This is a genomic window from Acidovorax sp. GW821-FHT09B03, assembly GCF_059418305.1.
In genome coordinates, this window is record NZ_JBWKPP010000003.1 from 189,796 (window position 1) to 209,955 (window position 20,160).

Genomic DNA, 20,160 nt, shown 5'->3' on the forward strand with positions numbered 1-20,160 from the left:
CATGCGCTTTCTTTTCAAGACTTCCTACGAGCAGGACCTGCGCCTGGCCAAGCACGGCGGGCATGTGTTCTGGTACGGGCTGCTGTGCCTGGCCCTGGTGGCGGCGCCCTGGGTGGCGCCCGAGTACTGGTTGGCGCAGCTGACCTTCGTGCTCATCTACGCCATCGTCGGCCTCGGACTGATGCTGCTGGCGGGTTTCACGGGGCTGTTCTCGCTCGGGCATGCGGCCTTCCTGGGCGTGGGGGCGTACACGCAGGCGGTGCTCACGGGCATGGGCTGGCCGTTCGCACTGTCGCTGGCATGCGCTGCGGGGCTGTCGGCCGCGGTGGGGGTGATCGTGGGCCTGCCGGCACTGCGGGTGAAGGGCATCTACCTGGGCATGGCCACGCTGTCCTTCGGCTTCATCGTCGAGGAGGTGTTCGCGCGCTGGGAGTCGGTCACGGGTGGCAACTCGGGCAAGCACCTGGTGCCACCCGAGATCTGGGGCTTCAAGTTCGAATCCACCGAGTCCTTTTACTTCCTGTGCCTGGTGATCGCCGTGGTCAGCACCCTGGCCATCCTGAATCTGCTGCGCTCGCCCACGGGCCGGGCCTTCGTGGCCATCCGCGATTCGGAGATCTCGGCGCAGAGCATGGGCATCCATCTGGCGCGCTACAAGACGCTGTCGTTCTCGTTGTCGGCGGCGTTGGCCGGCATCGGCGGCGCGCTGTACGCGCACAAGCTGCAGTTCATCTCGCCAGACCAGTTCAACATTTTGCAGTCCATCGACCTGCTGCTCATGATCGTGATCGGCGGGCTGGGCTCGGTGCATGGTGCCTTCCTGGGCGCCATCTTTTTGATCTCCATGCCGCAGCTGATCTCGCTGGGCAAGGACTGGCTGCCCGCCGCCATCGGCCAGGCCCCGGGCCTGCAGGCCGTGGTCTACGGCGCCGTGCTGATCCTCTTCGTGCTGTTCGAGCCCATGGGCCTGTACGGCCGCTGGCTCAAGGTGCGCACCTGGCTGCAGCTGTTCCCGTTCTACCGCAAGGGCCTGTTCAAGCGGCAGAAGTCCTTCCAAAAATCGGACAGGCTGAAATGACCGACGACATCCTGCTCAGCGCCCAGAACCTCAGCGTGCGTTTCGGCGGCGTGCTGGCCGTGAACAATGTGGGCTTCGAGGTGCGCCGCGGCGAGGTGTTCACCCTGATCGGGCCCAATGGCGCGGGCAAGACCACGGTGTTCAACCTCATCAGCCGCATCTACACGCCCACCGCCGGCACCATCCACTATGCAGGCCCGGACGGCCTGCTGCCGCTGACCGACCAGCCGCCGCACAAGGTGGCCGGCCTGGGCATTGCGCGCACCTTCCAGAACATCGAGCTGTTCGAGCACGCCAGCGTGCTGCACAACCTCTTGATCGGCCGCCACACGCGCCGCGATACCGGGCTGTGGGCCGACCTGCTTTTCACCCGCCGCGTGCGCGACGCCGAGGTCCGCGCGCGCGAGAAGGCCGAGGAAATCATCGACTTCCTGGACCTGCAGCACTACCGCGACACGCTGGTGGCTGGCCTGCCCTACGGCGTGCGCAAGGTGGTGGAGCTGGCCCGGGCGCTGTGCACCGAGCCGCGCCTGCTGCTGCTGGACGAGCCCTCCTCGGGCCTGAACGTGGAGGAGACCGACGACATGGCCTTCTGGATCCAGGACATCCAGCACGAGCTCGGCATCACCGTGCTGATGGTGGAGCACGACATGTCGCTGGTGTCCAAGGTATCGGACCGGGTGCTTGCCATGAACCAGGGCGAGGTGGTGGCCATGGGCACGCCGCGCGAGGTGCAGGCGCACCCCGGCGTGATCGAGGCCTACCTGGGCACCATCGACGATGTGAGCAACCTGCGCCGCCCGGCGGGCAGCGCATCGGCAAGGATGGCACGATGACCGTCATTCCGTTCCCCGGCCCATCCGGCCCCGGCAGCACCGCAGAGGGAACGCCGCTGCTGCGCCTGCAGAACGTGGAAAGCGCGTACGGCCCCATCAAGGCCATCCGCGGCGTGAGCCTGCAGGTGCAGCGCGGCGAGATCGCGGCGGTGCTGGGCAGCAACGGCGCGGGCAAGACCACCATCCTCAAGACCATCTCGGGCATCATCGACCCGCGCCGGGGTTCCATCGAATTCCAGGGCGCCCACATCACGGCAAACGATCCGGCCGCCATCGTGCGCCGGGGGCTGGTGCATGTGCCCGAGGGGCGCGAGGTGTTCGCACTGCTCTCAGTGCGCGACAACCTGCTCATGGGCGCCTACACGCGCAGCGACGCCGATGCGGTGGCCCGCGACCTGGAGCTGGTGTACGCCTACTTTCCCATCCTCAAGGAACGCGCCACGCAGGACGCTGGCCTGCTCTCGGGCGGCCAGCAGCAGATGCTGGCGATCTCGCGCGCACTCATGGCCAACCCCGAACTGATCCTGCTCGACGAACCCAGCCTGGGCCTGTCGCCCAAGCTCACCAAGGAGATCTTCGAGATCGTGGTGCGCATCAACCGCGAGCGCGGCACCACCATCCTGCTGGTGGAGCAGAACGCCAACATGGCACTCAATGCCTCCGACTACGGCTATGTGCTGGAGAACGGCCGCATCGTGATGGAAGACAGCTGCGAGCGCCTGCGCGAGAAGGACGACATCAAGGAGTTCTACCTGGGCATGAAGGACGCCGGCGTGCGCGGCGAGCGGCGCTGGAAAAAGAAGAAGAACTGGAGGTGACCGGCATGTCCAATCTATGGGACCTCTCCCACATCCAGCCGGCCGGCACCGACGTGCTCGCGGGCGACACCATGGCCGCCATGTTCTGGAATGGCGTGGCGCAGCGCGGCCCCAAGGTGTGGCTGCGCCAGAAGCAGTTGGGCATCTGGAAGAGCTGGACCTGGGACCAGACCGCCGACGCCGTGCGCGAGATCGCGGGCGGCCTGATGGCGCTGGGCTTTGCTCCAGGCGACTGTGCGTCCGTGCTGTCGAGCACCAACATCGAATGGGTGCTGGCCGACCTGGCCGTGCTCAGCTGCGGCGGTGTCTCCAATGGCATCTACCCCACCGACGCGGCCAGCCAGGTGCACTACCTGTGCGAGGACTCGCGCACCAGCGTGCTCTTCGTCGAGGACGACGAGCAACTGGACAAGGCACTGGAAGTGCGCGCGCAATTGCCGCTGCTGCGCAAGATCGTGGTCTTCGACATGGAAGGCCTGCGCAGCCTCTCGGACCCGGGCATCATCAGCCTGCAGGCCCTGCGCGCGCTGGGCCGGGACTGGAACGCGCAGCACGCGGGCGCGCTGGAGCGCCGCGTGCAGGGCTGCAAGCCCGAGGACGTGGCCATCCTGGTCTACACCTCGGGCACCACCGGCAAGCCCAAGGGCGCCATGCACACCCATGCTGCGCTGGCCTACACCGTGCGCGGCTACAACACGCTGATCTCGCGCACCGAGGACGACGAGGCCATGTGCTTTTTGCCGCTGTGCCACATCGCCGAGCGCATGGGCGGCGAGTACTTTTCGCTGTACACCGGCTCGCGCCTGAACTTCGTGGAGAACCCGGACACCGTGCCCGAGAACGTGCGCGAGATCGCCCCCACCGTGTTCACCGCCGTGCCGCGCGTATGGGAAAAGTTCTATTCGGGCGTGATGATCGCGCTCAAGGAGTCCACGAAGCTGCAGCAGGCGGCGTACGCCTGGTCCATCGGTGTGGGCACGCGCATTGCCGAGCAGGTGCTGGCCGGGCAGCCCGTGGGCGCCGGGCAGAAGCTGCAGTTCCAGCTGGCACGATGGCTGGCGCTGGACAACGTGCGCAAGCTTATCGGCATCCACCGGGCGCGCTTTCTGGTCACGGGTGCGGCACCGATCTCGCCCGACCTGGTGAAGTGGTACCTGGCGCTGGGCGTACCCATGCTGGAGGTGTGGGGCATGACCGAGACCTGCGGCGCCGCCACCGGCGTGCCGGCCAGCCGCATCAAGCCCGGCTCCATCGGTCCCGCCGCGAGCTACAACGAGGTGCGCGTGGACCCGGCCACGGGCGAGATCCAGGTGCGCGGCCCGAACGTCTTCAAGGGCTACCTGAACCAGCCCGAAAAGACGGCGGAGACCATCTCCCCCGACGGCTGGCTGCACACCGGCGACGTGGGCGTGATCGACGCCGACGGCTACCTGCGCATCACCGACCGCATGAAGGACATCATCATCACGGCCGGTGGCAAGAACATCACTCCGAGCGAGCTGGAGAACGAGCTCAAGTTCAGCCCCTACGTGACCGACGCGGTGGTGATCGGCGATGCGCGGCCCTACCTCACGGTGATCATCATGATCGACCAGGAGAACGTGGAGAAGTACGCGCAGGACAACGACGTGCCGTTTTCCAACTACGCCAGCCTCACGCGCGCCCCTGAGGTGCAGGCCCTGATACAGGCCGAGCTGGACCGCGTGAACACCCGCTTCGCGCGCGTGGAGCAGATCAAGAAGTTCTTCCTCCTGGACACGCAGCTTTCTGCCGAGGACGAGGAGCTGACCCCCACCATGAAGCTCAAGCGCAAGCTCGTGCAGCAGAAATACGCGGCCCAGATCGAGGCCATGTACCGCTGACCCGCCCATAGGGAAAGTGCTGGTGCCCGGTACCGGGCATCGTTCTATAACGACGAATCCGATCCATCCAAGGAGACGTGCCATGAAACTTCATCACCTCGCTGCGCTGGCCACCGTGGCCCTGGCCGGCACCGCCGCGCAGGCCCAGACGCAGGGCGTGGCCAAGGACAGCATCACGCTGGGCTCCATCCAGGATCTGTCGGGGCCGCTCGCGGGCTTCGGCAAGCAGGTGCGCCTGGGGATGATGCTGCGCGTGGACGAGGCCAACGAGCAGGGCGGCGTGAACGGCCGCAAGATCGACCTCAAGGTCGAGGACTCGGGCTACGACCCCAAGAAGGCGGTGCTGGCGGCGCAGAAGCTCGTCAACCAGGACAAGATCTTCATGATGGTGGCGCACATCGGCACGGCGCAGAACCTGGCGGCCATGCCGGTGCAGTTCAGCAAGAACGTGATCAACTTCTTCCCGGTGACGGCCGCGCGCGAGATGTACGAGCCCTTCCACAAGCTCAAGTACTCGTTTGCCGCCACCTACTACGACCAGATCCGCCTGGCCGCACCCAAGCTCATCAAGGAAAAGGGCGCCAAGAAGATCTGCACCATCTACCAGGACGACGAGTTCGGCCTGGAGGTGATGCGCGGCGGCGAGGCGGCCCTGAAGGCCATGGGCATGGACTTCACCGAGAAGACCTCGTACAAGCGCGGCGCCACCGACTTCTCGTCCCAGGTGGCGAAGATGAAGGCCGCGGATTGCGACTTCGTGGTCCTGGGCACCATCATCCGCGAGACCATCGGCACCATCGGCGAGGCGCGCAAGACCGGCTTCAACCCCACCTTCCTGGGTTCGAGTGCGGCCTACACCGACCTCATCCACAAGCTGGGCGGCAAGCCCATGGACGGCCTGTACGCCACCATGACGGTGCAGCACCCCTACTTGGACGAGGCCTCGCAGCCCATCCGCTTCTGGGCCACCAAGTACAAGACCAAGTTCAACGAGGACCCCACGGTGTTCTCGGTCTACGGCTATGGCGCCATCGACGCCTTCATCCGCGCGGCGCAGAAGGCCGGCACCTCGCTGACCACCGAAAGCTTCATCAAGGCCATGGACACCATGGTGATCCCGCCCGACATGTTCGGCAGCGCCGAAGCGTCCTACGGCCCGCAGAAGCGCCTGGGCAGCGACCTGTCGCGCCTGTCGCAGATCCAGGACGGCAAATGGAAAGTGGTGTCGGACTACGTCAAGTGAACGGCACCTGAAGCGCAGCCGGGCCGCCCTTTCGGGGCGGCCTTTTTCTTGGTGCCTGTCCATGGCAGAATTTTGAAAAGCACCCGCTTTGCAAAATAACACCGGAGACGAACACCATGATCGAACGCACCCTCTTCAGCGCCGACCACCAGGCCTTTGCCGAAAGCTTCGCGCGCTTCCTCGACAAGGAGGTCGCCCCCCACCACGCAGCCTGGGAGGAACAGGGTTACGTGGACCGTGCCGTATGGGCCAAGGCAGGCGAGAACGGCTTTCTGTGCATGAGCCTGCCCGAGGAATACGGCGGCGCGGGCGCCGACCGGCTCTACTCGGTGGCCCAGATGGAGGCCATCGCGCACGCGGGCTTCACCGGCCTGGGCTTCGGATTGCACAGCGAGATCGTGGCGCCCTACGTCCTGCACTACGGCACCGAGGACCAAAAGCGCCGCTACCTGCCGCAGCTGGCCAGCGGTGCCATGGTGGGCGCCATCGCCATGAGCGAGCCGGCTGCCGGCAGCGACCTGCAGGGCATCAAGGCCACGGCCGTGAAGAGCGCCGACGGCTCGCACTATGTGCTCAACGGCAGCAAGACCTTCATCACCAACGGCTGGCATGCGGACCTGGTGATCGTGGTCGCCAAGACCGACCCGGCGGCGGGGGCCAAGGGCACCAGCCTGTTCCTCGTGGAGCGCGGCATGCCGGGGTTCGAGAAGGGCCAGCGTCTCAAGAAACTGGGCATGAAGGCGCAGGACACCTCCGAGCTGTTCTTCACCGACGTGAAGGTGCCCGCCGAGAACCTGCTCGGCGGCCCTGCCATGGAAGGGCGCGGCTTCATCTGCCTGATGGAGCAATTGCCCTGGGAACGGTTGCAGATCGCCATCACCGCCGTGGCCGCCTCCCAGGCGGCCATCGACTGGACGGTGGACTACGTCCAGCAGCGCAAGGTCTTCGGCCAGCCCGTGGCCGCCTACCAGAACACCCGCTACACCCTGGCCGAGCTGCAGACCGAGGTGCAGGTGGCACGCGTCTTTGTGGACAAATGCTGCGAGCTCATCGTGGCCGGCCAGCTCGACACCGCCACGGCCAGCATGGCGAAGTACTGGACCAGCGACCTGCAGTGCAAGGTGATGGACGAGTGCCTGCAGCTGCACGGCGGCTATGGCTACATGTGGGAGTACCCCATCACCCGCGCCTACGCCGATGCCCGGGTGCAGCGCATCTACGGCGGCACCAACGAGATCATGAAGGAAGTGATCACCCGCGCGATGGGGCTGGGCAAGTAGCCCGGGCCGCAGCCTGAAGCTGCGCTTACAGCAGCCAGGTCTCGCGGATCTCTTCGGGACTGAGCTTGCGCGGGGCCGGTGCAGCGCCGCGCACCTGCAGCCAGTCGCGCACGCCGTCGCGGCCGCTGAGGCCACGCACCAGCAGCACCCCGGCGGCGAGGCCGCGCACGGCGGCCGCACTGCGGCTGGGCGCCATCAGCGCGGACACGGCCAAGCCCGCGCCAGCGGCCAGGGCCAGGTGGTGCTCGAGGAAAAAGCCGGAGCGCGCGTCGTCGTATTCGATGGCGTCGCGCGCCAGGCGCTGCAGGGATTCGGAAAGGGTTTTTGCCATTGTTCTGGTGGGGGCGGTCAATAAGCAGCCCCGTTTTCGCAGGATAAGGCCATCCAGGCCCAGCCCACAAGAATCTGTTCAAAGACGACAGGATAGCGCGTTGCCAGCGCCTTTCCTTGCAGGCCGATTCCTACAAAAGCCGCTTACCAAATCCCACGTGCTGTTACATGGCAGCCGCCTAAATTGGAAGTCAGGCGGCCTGCGTGTGCGGGTGCCAAAAACGGTGTCCTTATCGCGGGAGACTTCCATGAGGCATGCACGGCGCAGCAGCACTTCCCCCTGGCTCATTGCCGCCATCGGCGGCGCGCTTTTCGGCGTCGTGTGCGGCGTGGCGCGAGCGCAGGCCCCTGCCGACGTATCTCTGCCTTCCTCCAGGTCCGTCCTGCCCTTCACCCAGGCCGGCTATGTCGGCCTGTCGGGCGGGCGCTCCCGGTACGACCTGTACGCGGGGCCGACCGGGCTGGCCTACGACGACAGCGATACCGCCTGGAAGCTCAGCACCGGCGGCTACTTTCACCGCAACTTCGGCGTCGAGGTGGGCTACCTCGATTTCGGCCGCGCTTACCGGCTCGATGGCCGGACCAAGGCCCGGGGACTGAACCTGAGCCTGGTGGGGCGTGCCCCCATCGGCGACCGCCTGGAGCTGTTTGCCAAGGCCGGCACCACCTACAGCCGGACCTTCACGTCCGCAGAGCCCGTCTATGGCCTGCGCACCGGCAGGAACAGCGGCATGGGCCTGTCCTTCGGCCTGGGTGCCAGCTGGGGCTTCACGCCCAACATCGCCGCCGTGCTGGAGTGGGAGCGCCACCGCCTGCACTTCTCGGACGACACGGCACCCGCCGACCTGGCCACCGTGGGCGTGCGCTACCGGTTCTGAGGTGGCCCGACGGGGGCGCACCCAGCGCCCTCCGCATGTGCCCTGTCCGGGCCCTTGCGGGCGCCATCGTCCACCTTACCCTGCCCGATCAGGCTGCTCGTAGTGGTCTTCCCACCGCAGCGGGTTGGACACGCCAGGTTCGCGCCAGACGAAGAACAGCGTGGCAAGCACGATCAGCGCCGCCATACCCATGAACGGCCCCAGCAACCAGAAAGCCACCAGCACCGCGAGCAGGCCCCCGGCGCTGAAGCGGATCGCGTGCTGGTCCATGGGCCCAGGCCCGGCGCGCGCTGGGGTCGGCATGGCTTTGCCGTCCGACGAACCTGCCCCGCTGCGCTGGATGCTGTTGCTCATGGTTCACCTGGATGGAATGTGGGATGGATGAGGCGTGCCGCAATGAGTTTCGAAGGCTTTGTGTACGCCGGCCGTCAGCCAAACCGGGGAGCCGCTGCCATCCTGCTCCTACACCAGGAGGACCGCGCGTCTGGTCAGGTGTCACCATTTATACAAAGCAGGTGATCTGCATAAAGCCGTCCCGCCCTATACTGCGGCGACAAACTGGAGACACGCCATGACACAAGCCTATGTGTTCGATGCCATCCGCACGCCGCGGGGCAAGGGCAAGAAGGACGGCAGCCTGCACGAGGTCAAGCCCATCAGTCTGCTCACCGGCCTGCTGGCCGAGCTGCAGCGCCGCCACCGCTTCGACACCGCTGCGGTGGACGACATCGTGATGGGCATCGTCTCGCCCGTGGGCGAGCAGGGCTCGGTGTTGCCCAAGGTGGCGGCACTCAAGGCGGGTTGGGACTTCCGCGCTTCGGGCCTGCAGGTCAACCGCTTTTGCGCGTCGGGCCTGGAGGCCGTGAACCTGGCCGCGCAGAAGGTGCGCTCGGGCTGGGAAGACCTGGTGGTGGCCGGTGGCGTGGAGAGCATGAGCCGCGTGCCCATCGGCTCGGACGGCGGCGCCTGGGCGCAGGACCCGGACACCAACTCGGCCACGCTGTTCGTGCCCCAGGGCATCGGCGCGGACCTGATCGCCACGCTCGATGGCTTCACACGCTCCGACGTCGACGCCTATGCGGTCGAATCGCAGCGCCGGGCCGCCGCCGCGCGCGCGGCCGGCTACTTCAAGCAATCGGTGGTTCCCGTGCAGGACTTCCTGGGCCTGCCCATCCTGGAAGAGGACGAGTTCATCAAGCCGCAGACCACGCTCGAAGGCCTGGCCGCGCTCAAGCCCTCGTTCGAGCAGTTGGGCGGCATGGGCTTCGACGCGGTGGCGCTGCAGCGCTACCCGCAGGTGGAGCGCATCCACCATGTGCACCATGCGGGCAATGCCTCGGGCATCGTCGATGGCGCCGCAGCGGTGCTGATCGGCAACGAATCCGCGGCCACGGCCCATGGCCTCACGCCGCGCGCGCGCATCGTGGCCACCGCGCTCAGCGGTGCCGACCCGACCATCATGCTCACCGGCCCCGTGCCGGCCGCGCGCAAGGCACTGGCCAAGGCCGGCCTGGACATCGGCCAGATCGACCTGTTCGAGGTCAACGAGGCCTTTGCCGCCGTGCCCATGCGCTTCATGCGCGAACTGGGCGTGCCGCACGACAAGGTCAACGTCAACGGCGGCGCCATCGCCCTGGGCCACCCCCTGGGCGCCACGGGCGCCATGATCCTGGGGACGCTGATCGACGAGCTGCACCGCCGGCAACTGCGTTACGGCCTGGCCACGCTGTGCGTGGGTGGCGGCATGGGCATTGCCACCATCGTGGAACGCGTGTGATGACGACGACGGAGAACACCATGCAGACCATCCGCTACGAACTCCTCGATGCCGCCGACGGCAAGGTTGCGCTGATCACCTTCGACGAACCGGACTCCAGCGTCAACACCATGTGCCGCCAGTGGCAGGCCGACCTGGGCGAGGCCACGGCGCGTGTCGTGGCCGATCGCGCCCAGCTCAAGGGCGTGGTGCTGGCATCGGCCAAGACCAGCTTCTTCGCGGGCGCCGACCTCAAGGCCACCATGCGGCTCACGCCTGCCGATGCGCCCACCGCCTTCGGCGAGATCGAGCGCATGAAAAAGCACTTTCGCACGCTGGAAACCCTGGGCATCCCCGTGGTCAGCTGCCTCAACGGTGCGGCCCTCGGCGGCGGCTGGGAGGTGGCGCTGGTGGGCCACTACCGCATTGCCGTGGACAACCCGCGCATCCAGTTCGGCCTGCCCGAGGTGACCCTGGGCCTGATGCCCGGCGCCACGGGCATCACCAAGATGACGCGCCTGCTCGGTCTTATGGGTGCCCAGCCCTACCTGCTCGAAGGCCAGCTCTTCAATCCGCGCGAGGCGCTGGAGCTGCAGCTGGTGCACGAACTGGTGGCCACGCCCGAGCAGCTGCTGCCAGCAGCACTGTCCCGCATCGCGACCCATCCGCACTCCGTCCAGCCCTGGGACGACAAGAACCACAGGATGCCCGGCGGCACGCCCGCCAACCCCAAGGTGGCCGGCGCACTGAGCGTGGCACCCGCCATGCTCAAGAAGACCACGCGCGGCCGCTACCCGGCGCCCGAGGCCATCCTGGCCACCATGGTCGAAGGCGCCCTCGTCGACTACGACACCGCGCTGCGCATCGAAAGCCGCTACCTGGCCCGCCTGATGACCGGCCCCGTGGCGCGCAACATGATCAACACGTTCTTCTTCGACATGAATGCGATCAAGAGCGGCCAGTCACGACCCGGCAGTTCCCCGCGCTACAAGCCGCAGAAAGTCGGCATCCTGGGCGCCGGCATGATGGGCGCAGGCATCGCCTGGGCCCAGGCCAGCCGGGGCATTGCCACCGTGCTCAAGGATGTGAGCCAGGAAAAGGCCGAGGCTGGCAAGGCCTACAGCGCCCAGCTCTCGCAGGCACGCGTGGACAAGGGCCGCATGGAGGCCACTGCGCAACAGACACTGCTCGCCAGGATCACCCCGACCGCCGATGCCGTCGACCTGGCCGGCTGCGACCTGGTGATCGAAGCCGTGTTCGAGAACCGCGAGCTCAAGGCGAACGTGACGCGCGAGGCCGAGCCCCAGCTCGCCGAGGGTGGCTTCTTCGCCAGCAATACGTCGACCCTGCCTATCAGCGGCCTGGCGCAGGCCAGCCGCCGGCCCGCGAAATTCGTCGGCATCCACTTCTTCAGCCCGGTGGACAAGATGAAACTGGTGGAGATCATCCGCGGCCAGGCCACGGACGACGAGACCGTGGCGCGTGCCTTCGACTACGTGCAGGCCCTGGGCAAGGTGCCCATCGTGGTCAACGATTCGCGCGGCTTCTATACCAGCCGCACCTTCGGCACCTACGTGATGGAGGGCGCGGCCCTGCTCGGCGAGGGCGTGCCTGCGGCGCTGATCGAGAACGCGGCCATGCAGGCCGGCATGCCCGTGGGGCCGCTGGCCGTGCTCGACGAGACGGCGCTGACCCTGAGCGTGCACGTGCTCGACCAGACGCGTGCCGACTATGCGGCCGAGGGGCGCACCTACCTCGCCACGCCCGGCGAGCTGCTCGTGGAGCGCATGGTCAAGGAGTTGAAGCGCCCTGGCCGCGCGGGTGGCGGCGGGTTCTATGACTACCCCGCGGGCGGCAAGAAGCAGTTGTGGCCTCAGCTGCCGTCGCTGTTCGGGCGCCCCGCCGACACTTCAAGCCCCTTGAGCGTGCAGGAGATCCAGGATCGCTTGCTGTACCGGCAGGCGGTGGAGACGGCACGGTGTCTGGCAGAGGGGGTGCTCACGAGCGTGCACGATGCGAACATCGGGTCGATCTTCGGAATCGGGTTTCCGGCGTGGACCGGGGGGGCGATGCAGTTCATCTATGGAACGGGGGTGGAGGCGTTCCTTGCGCGGGCAGATGAATTGGCGCAGAGGTTTGGGACGGGGTTTGCGCTGGATGCTGCGGCGCGTGATGCGATTGCGCGGTTTCAGCCTCGGTACTGAGTGCTGCGTGCAGTGGCCCAATCGATCAATTTGCTTCATTGAAGGGCGGAGGCCGGGATGTGCGCCCGGCGGCGCACCTTCTTTCTTTTGCGTCGCCAAAAGAAAGAAGGCAAAGAAAAGGCGACCCCGCTGCCCGTGTCCCCCTCGCACTGCGTACGAGGGGGCAGCCTGCGATGCTCGAAGCTGGGGTGCGCCTCGCAACTCACTGCGTTCCCCCTTCGGGCGAACTCCGTTCAGACATCTGCGGCGAGTCAGATGACGAAGCGCGTGTGTCCTTCGGCACACGCGCCACCCCAGCTTCTGCGCTTCTCGGCACGGTCAGAAGGGGGTGGATACCAACACGGGCCATTGCTTCGCTCGGCCTGTGGTCCTTCGCTGCGCTCGGCTCGCCAGCGCGATCGCGCCAGTTTCGTCGGCAGCGCGCAGCGCGAACCGACCCCAGGCGCAGCTGCGCAGCAGCCGGGTGGTACCCGGTCCCCACCCCTTCTGGATGCGCCGAGAAGCGCAGGGCCTGGGGTGGGTGCGTGTGCCGAAGGACACACGCACTTCGTGATCTGACTCGTCGCAGCTGTTTGAGCGGAGTTCGAAGAACGCAGCGAGTTCTGCGACGCCACCCCAGGACCGAGCACCGCAGGCTGCCCCCGTTCGCCCGACAGGACGAACGGGGGACGCAGACTGGGGGTCGCCTTTTCTTGGCCCACCTTCTTTTGGCGACGCAAAAGAAGGTGGGTGCGCCGCCGGGCGCACATCCCGGCTCCCGCACTCAGCTAAGGCATGCGGTCATCATCGCGCCGACGACCGCACAGCAGGCTCAAGAAATCAAACCTTGCTGAAGTCAGGCTTGCGCTTCTCCATGAACGCCGAGAACGCTTCCCGAGCAGCCGGCTCCCGCAGCATGCGCCCAAAGCTCGCGCCCTCCTCGCCCATGCGCTCCAGCACCGGCTGCGTCTGCCCCTTCTTCATCAAGCGCTTGGTCTCGATCAGCGCAGACAAGGGCTTGGCCGCCAGCTTCTTCGCCTGTGCCTGCGCCACACCATTGCATTCCGTGGGAGGCACCACGCGATTCACCAGGCCCACTTCCAAGGCCGCTTCGGCCATGAAAGGCTCGCCCAGCAGCAGGGCCTCGGCCGCACGGTGGTAGCCCATCATCTGTGGAACCAGCAGGCTCGACGCCGCCTCGGGGCACAGGCCCAGGTTCACGAAGGGCATGGAAAACGCCGCGTTGTCACCGGCGTAGACCAGGTCGCAGTGGAACAGCAAGGTCGTGCCGATGCCCACGGCCGGGCCGCAGACGGACGCGATGAGGGGCTTGGGGAAGGCGGCGATGCCGTGCAGGAAGCGGAACACGGGCGAGTCCTGCGTGGCGGGCGGTTGCTGCAAGAAGTCACCGATGTCGTTGCCGGCGCTGAAGATCGCCACATCGCCCTGAAACACCACCACACGCACGGCAGCGTCCGCCTCGGCGGCAACCAGTGCATCGGCCATGGCGGCGTACATGGTGGTGGTAATGGAGTTCTTCTTGTCCACCCGGTTGAAGGTGATGGTGGTGACACCGGCTTCAGTGTGGACGAGGATGTCTTGGGTGGATGCAGTCATGGCTGGAATCTCGGGGGTTTGGGATGATGAATCGGGCATCGAAGGACGGATGATGCGGCAGGCGAAGGATGCTGGTCCCCTGCCGGCCTTCCATCCATCATTCCTTGTAGTAAACGATCTGGTGGCTCGTGGCCAGCATGGTGCCGGCCTCGTTCCACAACTGGGCGGTCTGGTCGAAGAAACCGTTGCGGAACTCCTGGCCGCGGGCCTGGCCCAGCAGGTGGCCGGTGCCAGTGGCCTCGAGCTGCTCGGCACCGGCATGGAAGTACACGGTGATGGACACCGTGCCGGCCGGCACGCGGCGCGCGCGGCGCAGCCAGACACGCGGGTAGAACACATCGGCCAGGGCGGCGAGCGACAAAAAGTCCAGCGGCCGCGGTGGCGCATCGCGCATCCACAACTGCGTGGTGCTGTGGTCGCCACTGCCATCCCAGGTATTGGGGATGGGGCCTTTCAAAGGGCGCATTTCGTAGCGGTTGATCCACTCCACCCCCTGCCGGGCAATGGGCGCCAGCTCGGCAGGCGGCGTCACCTCGGGCATGGGCAGGTCGCCCACACTCCAGGTCTCGCGGCGCACGGCCGTCACTGCCGTGCCGGTGGTGGTGACCACCAGCGCACCCTCGGCATCGGCCTGCAGGATGGACAGTGTCCAGTGCTGGGTGGAGCGGTTGGTGCGCACGGGCACGGCCTGGATGGTGAAGGCGCCCTCCACCAGTGCGCCCGCATAGTTGACCGTGAGCGACAGGGGGTCGCCGAGCCGGTCCGGGTGCTGCAGGATGGCCGTCAACAAGGTGGCTGCCGTGACACCGCCGAACGGGCCGACCATGTTCCAGTAGCCAGGATGGGTCTGCCCCTGGTACTGCCCCGGGACATCGGCGCTGGCGGACAGCTGCAGGGCCTCGTCGAGCGGGTGGGGGGCGGCGGCGGCAGCAGGAGGGTTGTCGCTGCCTTGCGGGGTCTGGGTGCTGCGGGTCATGCGCTGAGTGTGCCGCGAATTGCCGGACTACACCGTCGTGCCGGTGACTGTTGCCGCAGCGCTGAACCCGGACAGCAGGGCCGCCGCGCGCGGCCACAGATTGCCGCTGAACTGGTCGCGAAAGAAGCCGAAGTGCCCGATGCGGCGCACATGCAGGTCTGCCGGGGTGATGCTCTCCACGCGGCGCTCGGTGTTGGCATACAGGTTGACGAGGTTGTGCGTGCCGCGCAGCGTCATGAGCTCATCGTCGCTCATCGACAGGGCCAGCACCGGAAAGCGCACCGCCCCATAGCTTTGCGCCACGGCAGCCCCTTCGGCCCCCACGCTGTAGGCGGGGTTCAGGCACCAGCGCCGCCACTGCAGGATCACGCCGGCCGGCAGATCGCCGACCTTCTTGAGCGTGCGCCCGGGAAAGTACCCGCACAGCCGCGTGGCCAGCGGCACCAGTACCCACCAGAAATACGGCACGATGCGCTTGAGCTGCGGCGCATTGTCGCGCCAGTAGCCACTGCCTGCGGCAATGCTGAGCAGCCCGTCGACCTGCGCCGGGTTGCGCAAGAGCCCCGGCAGCTGCGCCCCCAGGCTGTGCCCCAGCAGGTACAGCGGGGACGCCGGTAGCGCAGCCTTGGCCGCTGAAATCACGGCCTCGTAGTCCTGCGCCCAATCGAACAGATCCGCCTTTACGGCCCGCATAGGGCCCTGCAGCGAATCCCCATGCCCGCGGTAATCGAACGTAGTGACCCGAAACCCCTGCTGCGCCAGCCAGCGCGCAAACGCCTCGTAGAACGCCTGCCGCACCCCCATGGCCCCGCCGATCACGACACTGGCGCGCGCGGCGCCAGCCCCACCTTCGGGTTCGTACACGCGCAGCGCCAAAGACACCGCGTCCGTCACCTGCAAAGTCTGCTTGTCCATGTTCGTCTCCTGTAAAGACCGATCTGCGCCGGCTCGATGGAAAACACTTCAAACAATCCCGCTCTTCACACCCCGCCCTCAAGGGCGTAGCGAGCGGGATGAGCTGCTAGGCGAACGGAGCACAGGAACCGCAACGTATTTCCTGTACGTGAGGATTCCGAGCACCGCCCAACGACGCCTGAAGGCCGCGCAGTAGCCTCAAACAGATTCAAATATGCCGGCGGCGCCTTGGCCCATGCCTACGCACATCGTGACCATGCCGTACTTGAGCTTGTTGCGCTTGAGCGCATGCACCACCGTGGCCGAGCGGATCGCGCCCGTCGCACCCAGTGGGTGCCCCAGCGCGATCGCGCCGCCCATGGGGTTGACCTTGGAAGGGTCCATGCCCAGCGTGTTCATCACCGCCAGCGACTGCGCCGCAAAGGCTTCGTTCAGCTCGAACCAGTCGATGTCCTGCTGGTTCAGGCCCGCATAGCGCAGGGCCGCCGGGATCGCCTCGATCGGGCCGATGCCCATGATGTGCGGCGGCACGCCCTTGGAGGCATAGCTCACGAAGCGCGCCAGCGGCGTCAGGCCGAAACGCTTGACGGCGGCCTCGCTGGCCAGGATCAGCGCACCGGCGCCGTCGCTGGTCTGCGAGCTGTTGCCGGCGGTGACGGAGCCGCGCGCGGCGAACACCGTCTTCAGCTTGGCCAGGCCTTCGAGCGTGGTGTCGGGGCGGGCGCCCTCGTCCAGGCTCACGGTGCGGCTCTTGGCGATCGACTCGCCGGTTTCCAGGTTGGCCGTGCGGTCGGTCACTTCGATGGAGGTGATCTCGTCGGCGAAGTAGCCGGCCTGCTGGGCGGCCAGGGCCTTCTGGTGCGACTGCAGCGCGAACTGGTCCTGCGCATCGCGGCTGACCTTCCACTGCTGGGCCACCTTCTCGGCCGTGAGGCCCATGCCGTAGGCAATGCCCACGTCGCCTTCGCGCTCGAAGATCGAGGGCGACAGCGAGGGCGAGTTGCCCATCATGGGCACCATGCTCATGCTTTCCACACCGGCAGCGATCATCACGTCGGCCTCGCCGACGCGGATGCGGTCGGCCGCCATCTGCACGGCCGACAGGCCCGATGCGCAGAAGCGGTTGACGGTGATGCCGCCCACGCTGGTGGGCAGGCCGGCCAGCACGGCGCCGATGCGCGCAACGTTCAGGCCCTGCTGGGCTTCGGGGATCGCGCAGCCGCAGATGATGTCCTCGATGGCCTTGGGGTCGAGACCGGGCGCCGCGGCCAGCGCTGCCTTGAGCGTGGTCGCCAGCAGGTCGTCGGGCCGGGTGTTGCGGAAGAAGCCGCGGTGCGAGCGCCCGATGGGCGTGCGCGTGGCAGCAACGATATAGGCTTCCTGGACTTGTTTGGCCATGGTGGTGAACTCCTTCAATTCTTGGCGGGGCGGCTGGAGGGAATCCAGGCCCACGTAAATGCACATTCGACCGGCTCGGCGCCAGCCTCATCGGTCACGGTGACGGTGACCTGGACCTCGCCCTTGTCGCTGGCCTGCATGGCCGCGCGCTGCTCGGCGCTGAGCACGGCCACGGCCTTGAGGCCGCCCGTGGCGCGCTTGCGAAAGGCCATGCTGAACTCCTTGGCCAGCGGCAGGCAGTCGTCGCGCACGTTCATGCCCACGACCATGCCGGTGGCCGTCTCGGCCAGCAGGTTCATGGCCGAGGCGTGCACGCCAGCGATGTGGTTCTGCACGCGGCGCTCGTTGGCCAGGTGCACCTCGACCCGCTCGGGCGTGAGCGACACGAACTGCACTCCGGCCGTGCCCGTGAAGGGCACGGCGCGGCGCAGGATGATGTTCTGCACGAAGCCGCGCATGAAGGCCGGGGCTTCGTCCAGCCGCATCAGCGAGCGCTGCAGCTTGTTCGGCGGGCGGGTGGTTTCGCTCATGGTGGACAAGGGCTCTGTCAGTTGCGCACCGGCTTGCCGGTGGACAGCATGCCCAGGATGCGCTCCTGCGTCTTGGGGTGCTCGATGAGGGCGCAGAACGCCTTGCGCTCCAGCGCCATCAGGTACTCCTCGCTCACCAGGGTGCCGGCATCCACGTCGCCGCCACAGACCACTTCGGCGATCAGGCCGGCGATGTGGAAGTCGTGCTGGCTGATGAAGCCGCCGTCGCGCATGTTGACCAGCGAGCCCTTGATGGTGGCGATGCCGCTGCGGCCGGCCACCGGGAACAGCCGCTTGGCAGGCGCGCGCCAGCCGCCCTTGGCCAGGGACCTGGCTTCGTTGATGGCCACATAGAGCAGTTCGTCCTTGTGCGGCACGATCACGTCGCTCTCGAGCAGATAGCCGAGCTTGCGCGATTCCAGCGCGCTGGTGCCCACCTTGGCCATCGCGGCAGCCGTGAAGCCTTCGGTCAGGAAGGGCAGGATGTCCTTGCCCGTGGAGGTAGCGGCGTTCTCCGCCGCGCGGCGCGCGATGTAGGTCAGGCCGCCGGCACCGGGCACCAGGCCCACGCCGACTTCCACCAGGCCGATGTAGCTTTCCATGTGCACCACGCGGCGCGCCGAGTGCACGGCCAGTTCGCAGCCACCGCCCAGCGCCAGGCCGCGCACGGCAGCGACGACCGGCACGTTGGCATAGCGGATGCGCAGCATGGTGTTCTGCAGTTCGGCCTCGGCCCCTTCGATGGCGCTCACGCCGGCCACCATGAAGGCGGGCAGCATGGCCTGCAGGTCGGCGCCGGCGCTGAAGGGCTCGTCGCCCGACCAGATCACCAGGCCTTCGTAGTCCTTCTCGGCCAGGTCCACAGCCAGCGTGAGGCCTTCGGCCACGTCGGGGCTGATGGCGTGCATCTTGGTCTTGATGCTGGCGATCACGACGCCGGTGCCGGGAGCGCGGTCTGCACCCTCCAGCGTCCACACGCGCAGGGAATCATCCTCATGCAGCGTGGTGCCGGCGGTGGTGAAGTCGGGCAGCGAGGTCTCGCCCAGCAGCTTTTCGGGGAAGTGCTGGCGCTCGTACACCGGCAGTGCGCGGCGTGCGATGAACTTCTGCGCCGATGCGCTCCACGAACCTTGGGCGGTGTGCACGCCACCGGCCTCGGCCACGGGGCCCTTGAACACCCACTCGGGCAGCGGCGCCTTGGACAGCGCCTTGCCGGCGTCGATGTCTTCCTGGATCATCTTGGCCACGTCGAGCCAGCCGGCTTCCTGCCACAACTCGAAGGGGCCCTGCTTCATGCCGAAGCCCCAGCGCATGGCCTGGTCCACGTCGCGCGCGTTGTCGGCAATGGTGGCCAGGTGCACGGCGGCGTAATGGAAACTGTTGCGCAGGATGGCCCAGAGGAAGCGGCCTTGCGCGCCTTCAGAATTGCGCAGCAGGCGCAGGCGCTCGGCGGCAGGCTTCTTGAGCATGCGGCCGTACACCTCGTCGGCCTTCTGGCCGCCAGGCACGTACTCTTCGCTCTCGAGGTCGAAGCGCAGCACGTCGCGGCCGAGCTTCTTGTAGAAACCGGCCTTGGCCTTCTGGCCCAGGTTGCCCAATTCCAGCAGCTTCTTGAGCACGGCGGGGGTGCCGAAGCTGGCGTAGAACGGGTCGCTGCTCTCGTCCAGGTTGTCCTGCAGCGTCTTGATGACGTGGGCCATGGTGTCGAGGCCCACCACGTCGGCAGTGCGGAAGGTACCGCTCGATGCACGGCCAAGCTTCTTGCCCGTGAGGTCGTCCACCACGTCGAAGGAGAGGCCGAAGTTCTCGACTTCCTTCATGGTCGCCAGCATGCCGGCAATGCCCACGCGGTTGGCCACGAAGTTGGGGGTGTCGTGCGCGCGCACCACGCCCTTGCCCAGGCCACTGGTGACGAAGGCTTCGAGCTGGTCGAGCACCTCGGGCGAGGTGGTGGGCGTGTTGATCAGTTCCACCAGCACCATGTAGCGCGGCGGGTTGAAGAAGTGGATGCCGCAAAAACGCGGCTTGATGCTCTCGGGCAGGGCCTCGGAGAGCTTGGTGATCGACAGGCCCGAGGTGTTCGATGCCACGATGGCATGCGGCGCGACGAAGGGCGCGATCTTCTTGTACAGGTCAAGCTTCCAGTCCATGCGCTCGGCGATGGCCTCGATGATGAGGTCGCAGTCGCGCAATTGCTCCAGGTGCTCTTCGTAGTTGGCCTGGCCGATCAGGGCGGCGTCGTCCGCCACGCCCAGGGGCGAAGGCTTGAGCTTCTTGAGGCCTTCCACGGCCTTGGTGACGATGCCGTTCTTCGGGCCTTCCTTGGCCGGCAGGTCGAACAGCACCACGGGCACCTTGACGTTGACCAGGTGCGCAGCGATCTGCGCGCCCATCACGCCCGCGCCGAGCACGGCGACTTTCTTCACTTGGAATCTTGACATCGGTGTTTCTCCATGAGGA

Annotated in this window: 17 protein-coding genes; 9 read left to right on the top strand and 8 right to left on the bottom strand. The window is 66.9% G+C overall.

The window, feature by feature from the left end; all coding sequences use genetic code 11:
• Window position 1: 1 nt before the first annotated feature.
• The 6 genes from AC07PA_RS07295 to AC07PA_RS07320 all read left to right on the top strand — a co-directional run bounded on the left by AC07PA_RS07295 (window position 2) and on the right by AC07PA_RS07320 (window position 7,117).
• A complete protein-coding gene (locus tag AC07PA_RS07295; protein ID WP_007862161.1) occupies window positions 2–1,078 on the top strand; it encodes a branched-chain amino acid ABC transporter permease in 1,077 nt (358 codons plus the stop codon).
• Window positions 1,075–1,914: an ABC transporter ATP-binding protein gene (locus AC07PA_RS07300; protein ID WP_494608573.1), complete on the top strand. Its 840-nt coding sequence runs from the start codon at window positions 1,075–1,077 to the stop codon at window positions 1,912–1,914. The genes AC07PA_RS07295 and AC07PA_RS07300 overlap by 4 nt, the downstream gene beginning before the upstream one ends.
• Window positions 1,911–2,732: an ABC transporter ATP-binding protein gene (locus AC07PA_RS07305; protein WP_494608572.1), complete on the top strand. Its 822-nt coding sequence runs from the start codon at window positions 1,911–1,913 to the stop codon at window positions 2,730–2,732. The genes AC07PA_RS07300 and AC07PA_RS07305 overlap by 4 nt, the downstream gene beginning before the upstream one ends.
• Before the next feature lie 5 nt (window positions 2,733–2,737).
• Window positions 2,738–4,594 carry an AMP-dependent synthetase/ligase gene (locus AC07PA_RS07310; protein WP_494608571.1) on the top strand — a complete coding sequence of 619 codons (1,857 nt, stop codon included), beginning with the start codon at window positions 2,738–2,740 and terminating at the stop codon, window positions 4,592–4,594.
• An 82-nt stretch (window positions 4,595–4,676) separates the two neighbouring features.
• Window positions 4,677–5,837 (top strand): ABC transporter substrate-binding protein, encoded by a 1,161-nt coding sequence (locus tag AC07PA_RS07315; protein WP_494608570.1) that lies wholly within the window; start codon window positions 4,677–4,679, stop codon window positions 5,835–5,837.
• A gap of 116 nt (window positions 5,838–5,953) precedes the next feature.
• The gene (locus AC07PA_RS07320) at window positions 5,954–7,117 is read left to right on the top strand and encodes an acyl-CoA dehydrogenase family protein (RefSeq protein WP_494655364.1); all 1,164 of its coding nucleotides are present in this window, start codon (window positions 5,954–5,956) and stop codon (window positions 7,115–7,117) included.
• Window positions 7,118–7,142: 25 nt separating this feature from the next.
• On the opposite strand, the gene AC07PA_RS07325 is transcribed toward AC07PA_RS07320, so the two are convergent.
• Window positions 7,143–7,448 carry a hypothetical protein gene (locus tag AC07PA_RS07325; protein WP_007862169.1) on the bottom strand — a complete coding sequence of 102 codons (306 nt, stop codon included), beginning with the start codon at window positions 7,446–7,448 and terminating at the stop codon, window positions 7,143–7,145.
• A 247-nt stretch (window positions 7,449–7,695) separates the two neighbouring features.
• Between AC07PA_RS07325 and AC07PA_RS07330 the strand changes: the two genes are divergently transcribed.
• Window positions 7,696–8,325, top strand: a complete 630-nt coding sequence (locus AC07PA_RS07330; RefSeq protein WP_494608568.1) for an outer membrane beta-barrel protein — start codon at window positions 7,696–7,698, stop codon at window positions 8,323–8,325.
• A gap of 75 nt (window positions 8,326–8,400) precedes the next feature.
• Here AC07PA_RS07330 and AC07PA_RS07335 read toward each other — a convergent pair whose 3' ends face one another.
• A complete protein-coding gene (locus AC07PA_RS07335) occupies window positions 8,401–8,679 on the bottom strand; it encodes a hypothetical protein (RefSeq protein ID WP_494608567.1) in 279 nt (92 codons plus the stop codon).
• A gap of 217 nt (window positions 8,680–8,896) precedes the next feature.
• On the opposite strand from AC07PA_RS07335, the gene AC07PA_RS07340 reads away from it, so the two are divergent.
• Together AC07PA_RS07340 and AC07PA_RS07345 are read left to right on the top strand one after the other, a co-directional pair.
• Window positions 8,897–10,102: an acetyl-CoA C-acetyltransferase gene (locus tag AC07PA_RS07340; protein ID WP_145694673.1), complete on the top strand. Its 1,206-nt coding sequence runs from the start codon at window positions 8,897–8,899 to the stop codon at window positions 10,100–10,102.
• Between the two features lie 20 nt (window positions 10,103–10,122).
• Complete coding sequence (locus AC07PA_RS07345; RefSeq protein ID WP_494608566.1) at window positions 10,123–12,285, top strand: 3-hydroxyacyl-CoA dehydrogenase NAD-binding domain-containing protein; 2,163 nt, start codon at window positions 10,123–10,125, stop codon at window positions 12,283–12,285.
• Between the two features lie 819 nt (window positions 12,286–13,104).
• On the opposite strand, the gene AC07PA_RS07350 is transcribed toward AC07PA_RS07345, so the two are convergent.
• From AC07PA_RS07350 to AC07PA_RS07375, 6 genes are all read right to left on the bottom strand, one after another.
• Window positions 13,105–13,881 (bottom strand): enoyl-CoA hydratase, encoded by a 777-nt coding sequence (locus AC07PA_RS07350; RefSeq protein ID WP_007860889.1) that lies wholly within the window; start codon window positions 13,879–13,881, stop codon window positions 13,105–13,107.
• 97 nt (window positions 13,882–13,978) lie between these two features.
• Window positions 13,979–14,857 (bottom strand): acyl-CoA thioesterase, encoded by an 879-nt coding sequence (locus AC07PA_RS07355; protein ID WP_494608297.1) that lies wholly within the window; start codon window positions 14,855–14,857, stop codon window positions 13,979–13,981.
• Window positions 14,858–14,884: 27 nt separating this feature from the next.
• Window positions 14,885–15,772: an alpha/beta hydrolase family protein gene (locus AC07PA_RS07360; protein ID WP_494608298.1), complete on the bottom strand. Its 888-nt coding sequence runs from the start codon at window positions 15,770–15,772 to the stop codon at window positions 14,885–14,887.
• A 198-nt stretch (window positions 15,773–15,970) separates the two neighbouring features.
• Window positions 15,971–17,170, bottom strand: a complete 1,200-nt coding sequence (locus AC07PA_RS07365) for an acetyl-CoA C-acyltransferase (protein WP_007860877.1) — start codon at window positions 17,168–17,170, stop codon at window positions 15,971–15,973.
• 14 nt (window positions 17,171–17,184) lie between these two features.
• Entirely contained in the window at window positions 17,185–17,700 is a 516-nt protein-coding gene (locus AC07PA_RS07370) for a DUF4442 domain-containing protein (protein ID WP_145694677.1), read from the bottom strand.
• Between the two features lie 17 nt (window positions 17,701–17,717).
• Complete coding sequence (locus AC07PA_RS07375; RefSeq protein WP_494608299.1) at window positions 17,718–20,141, bottom strand: 3-hydroxyacyl-CoA dehydrogenase/enoyl-CoA hydratase family protein; 2,424 nt, start codon at window positions 20,139–20,141, stop codon at window positions 17,718–17,720.
• Between the last annotated feature and the right edge of the window lie 19 nt (window positions 20,142–20,160).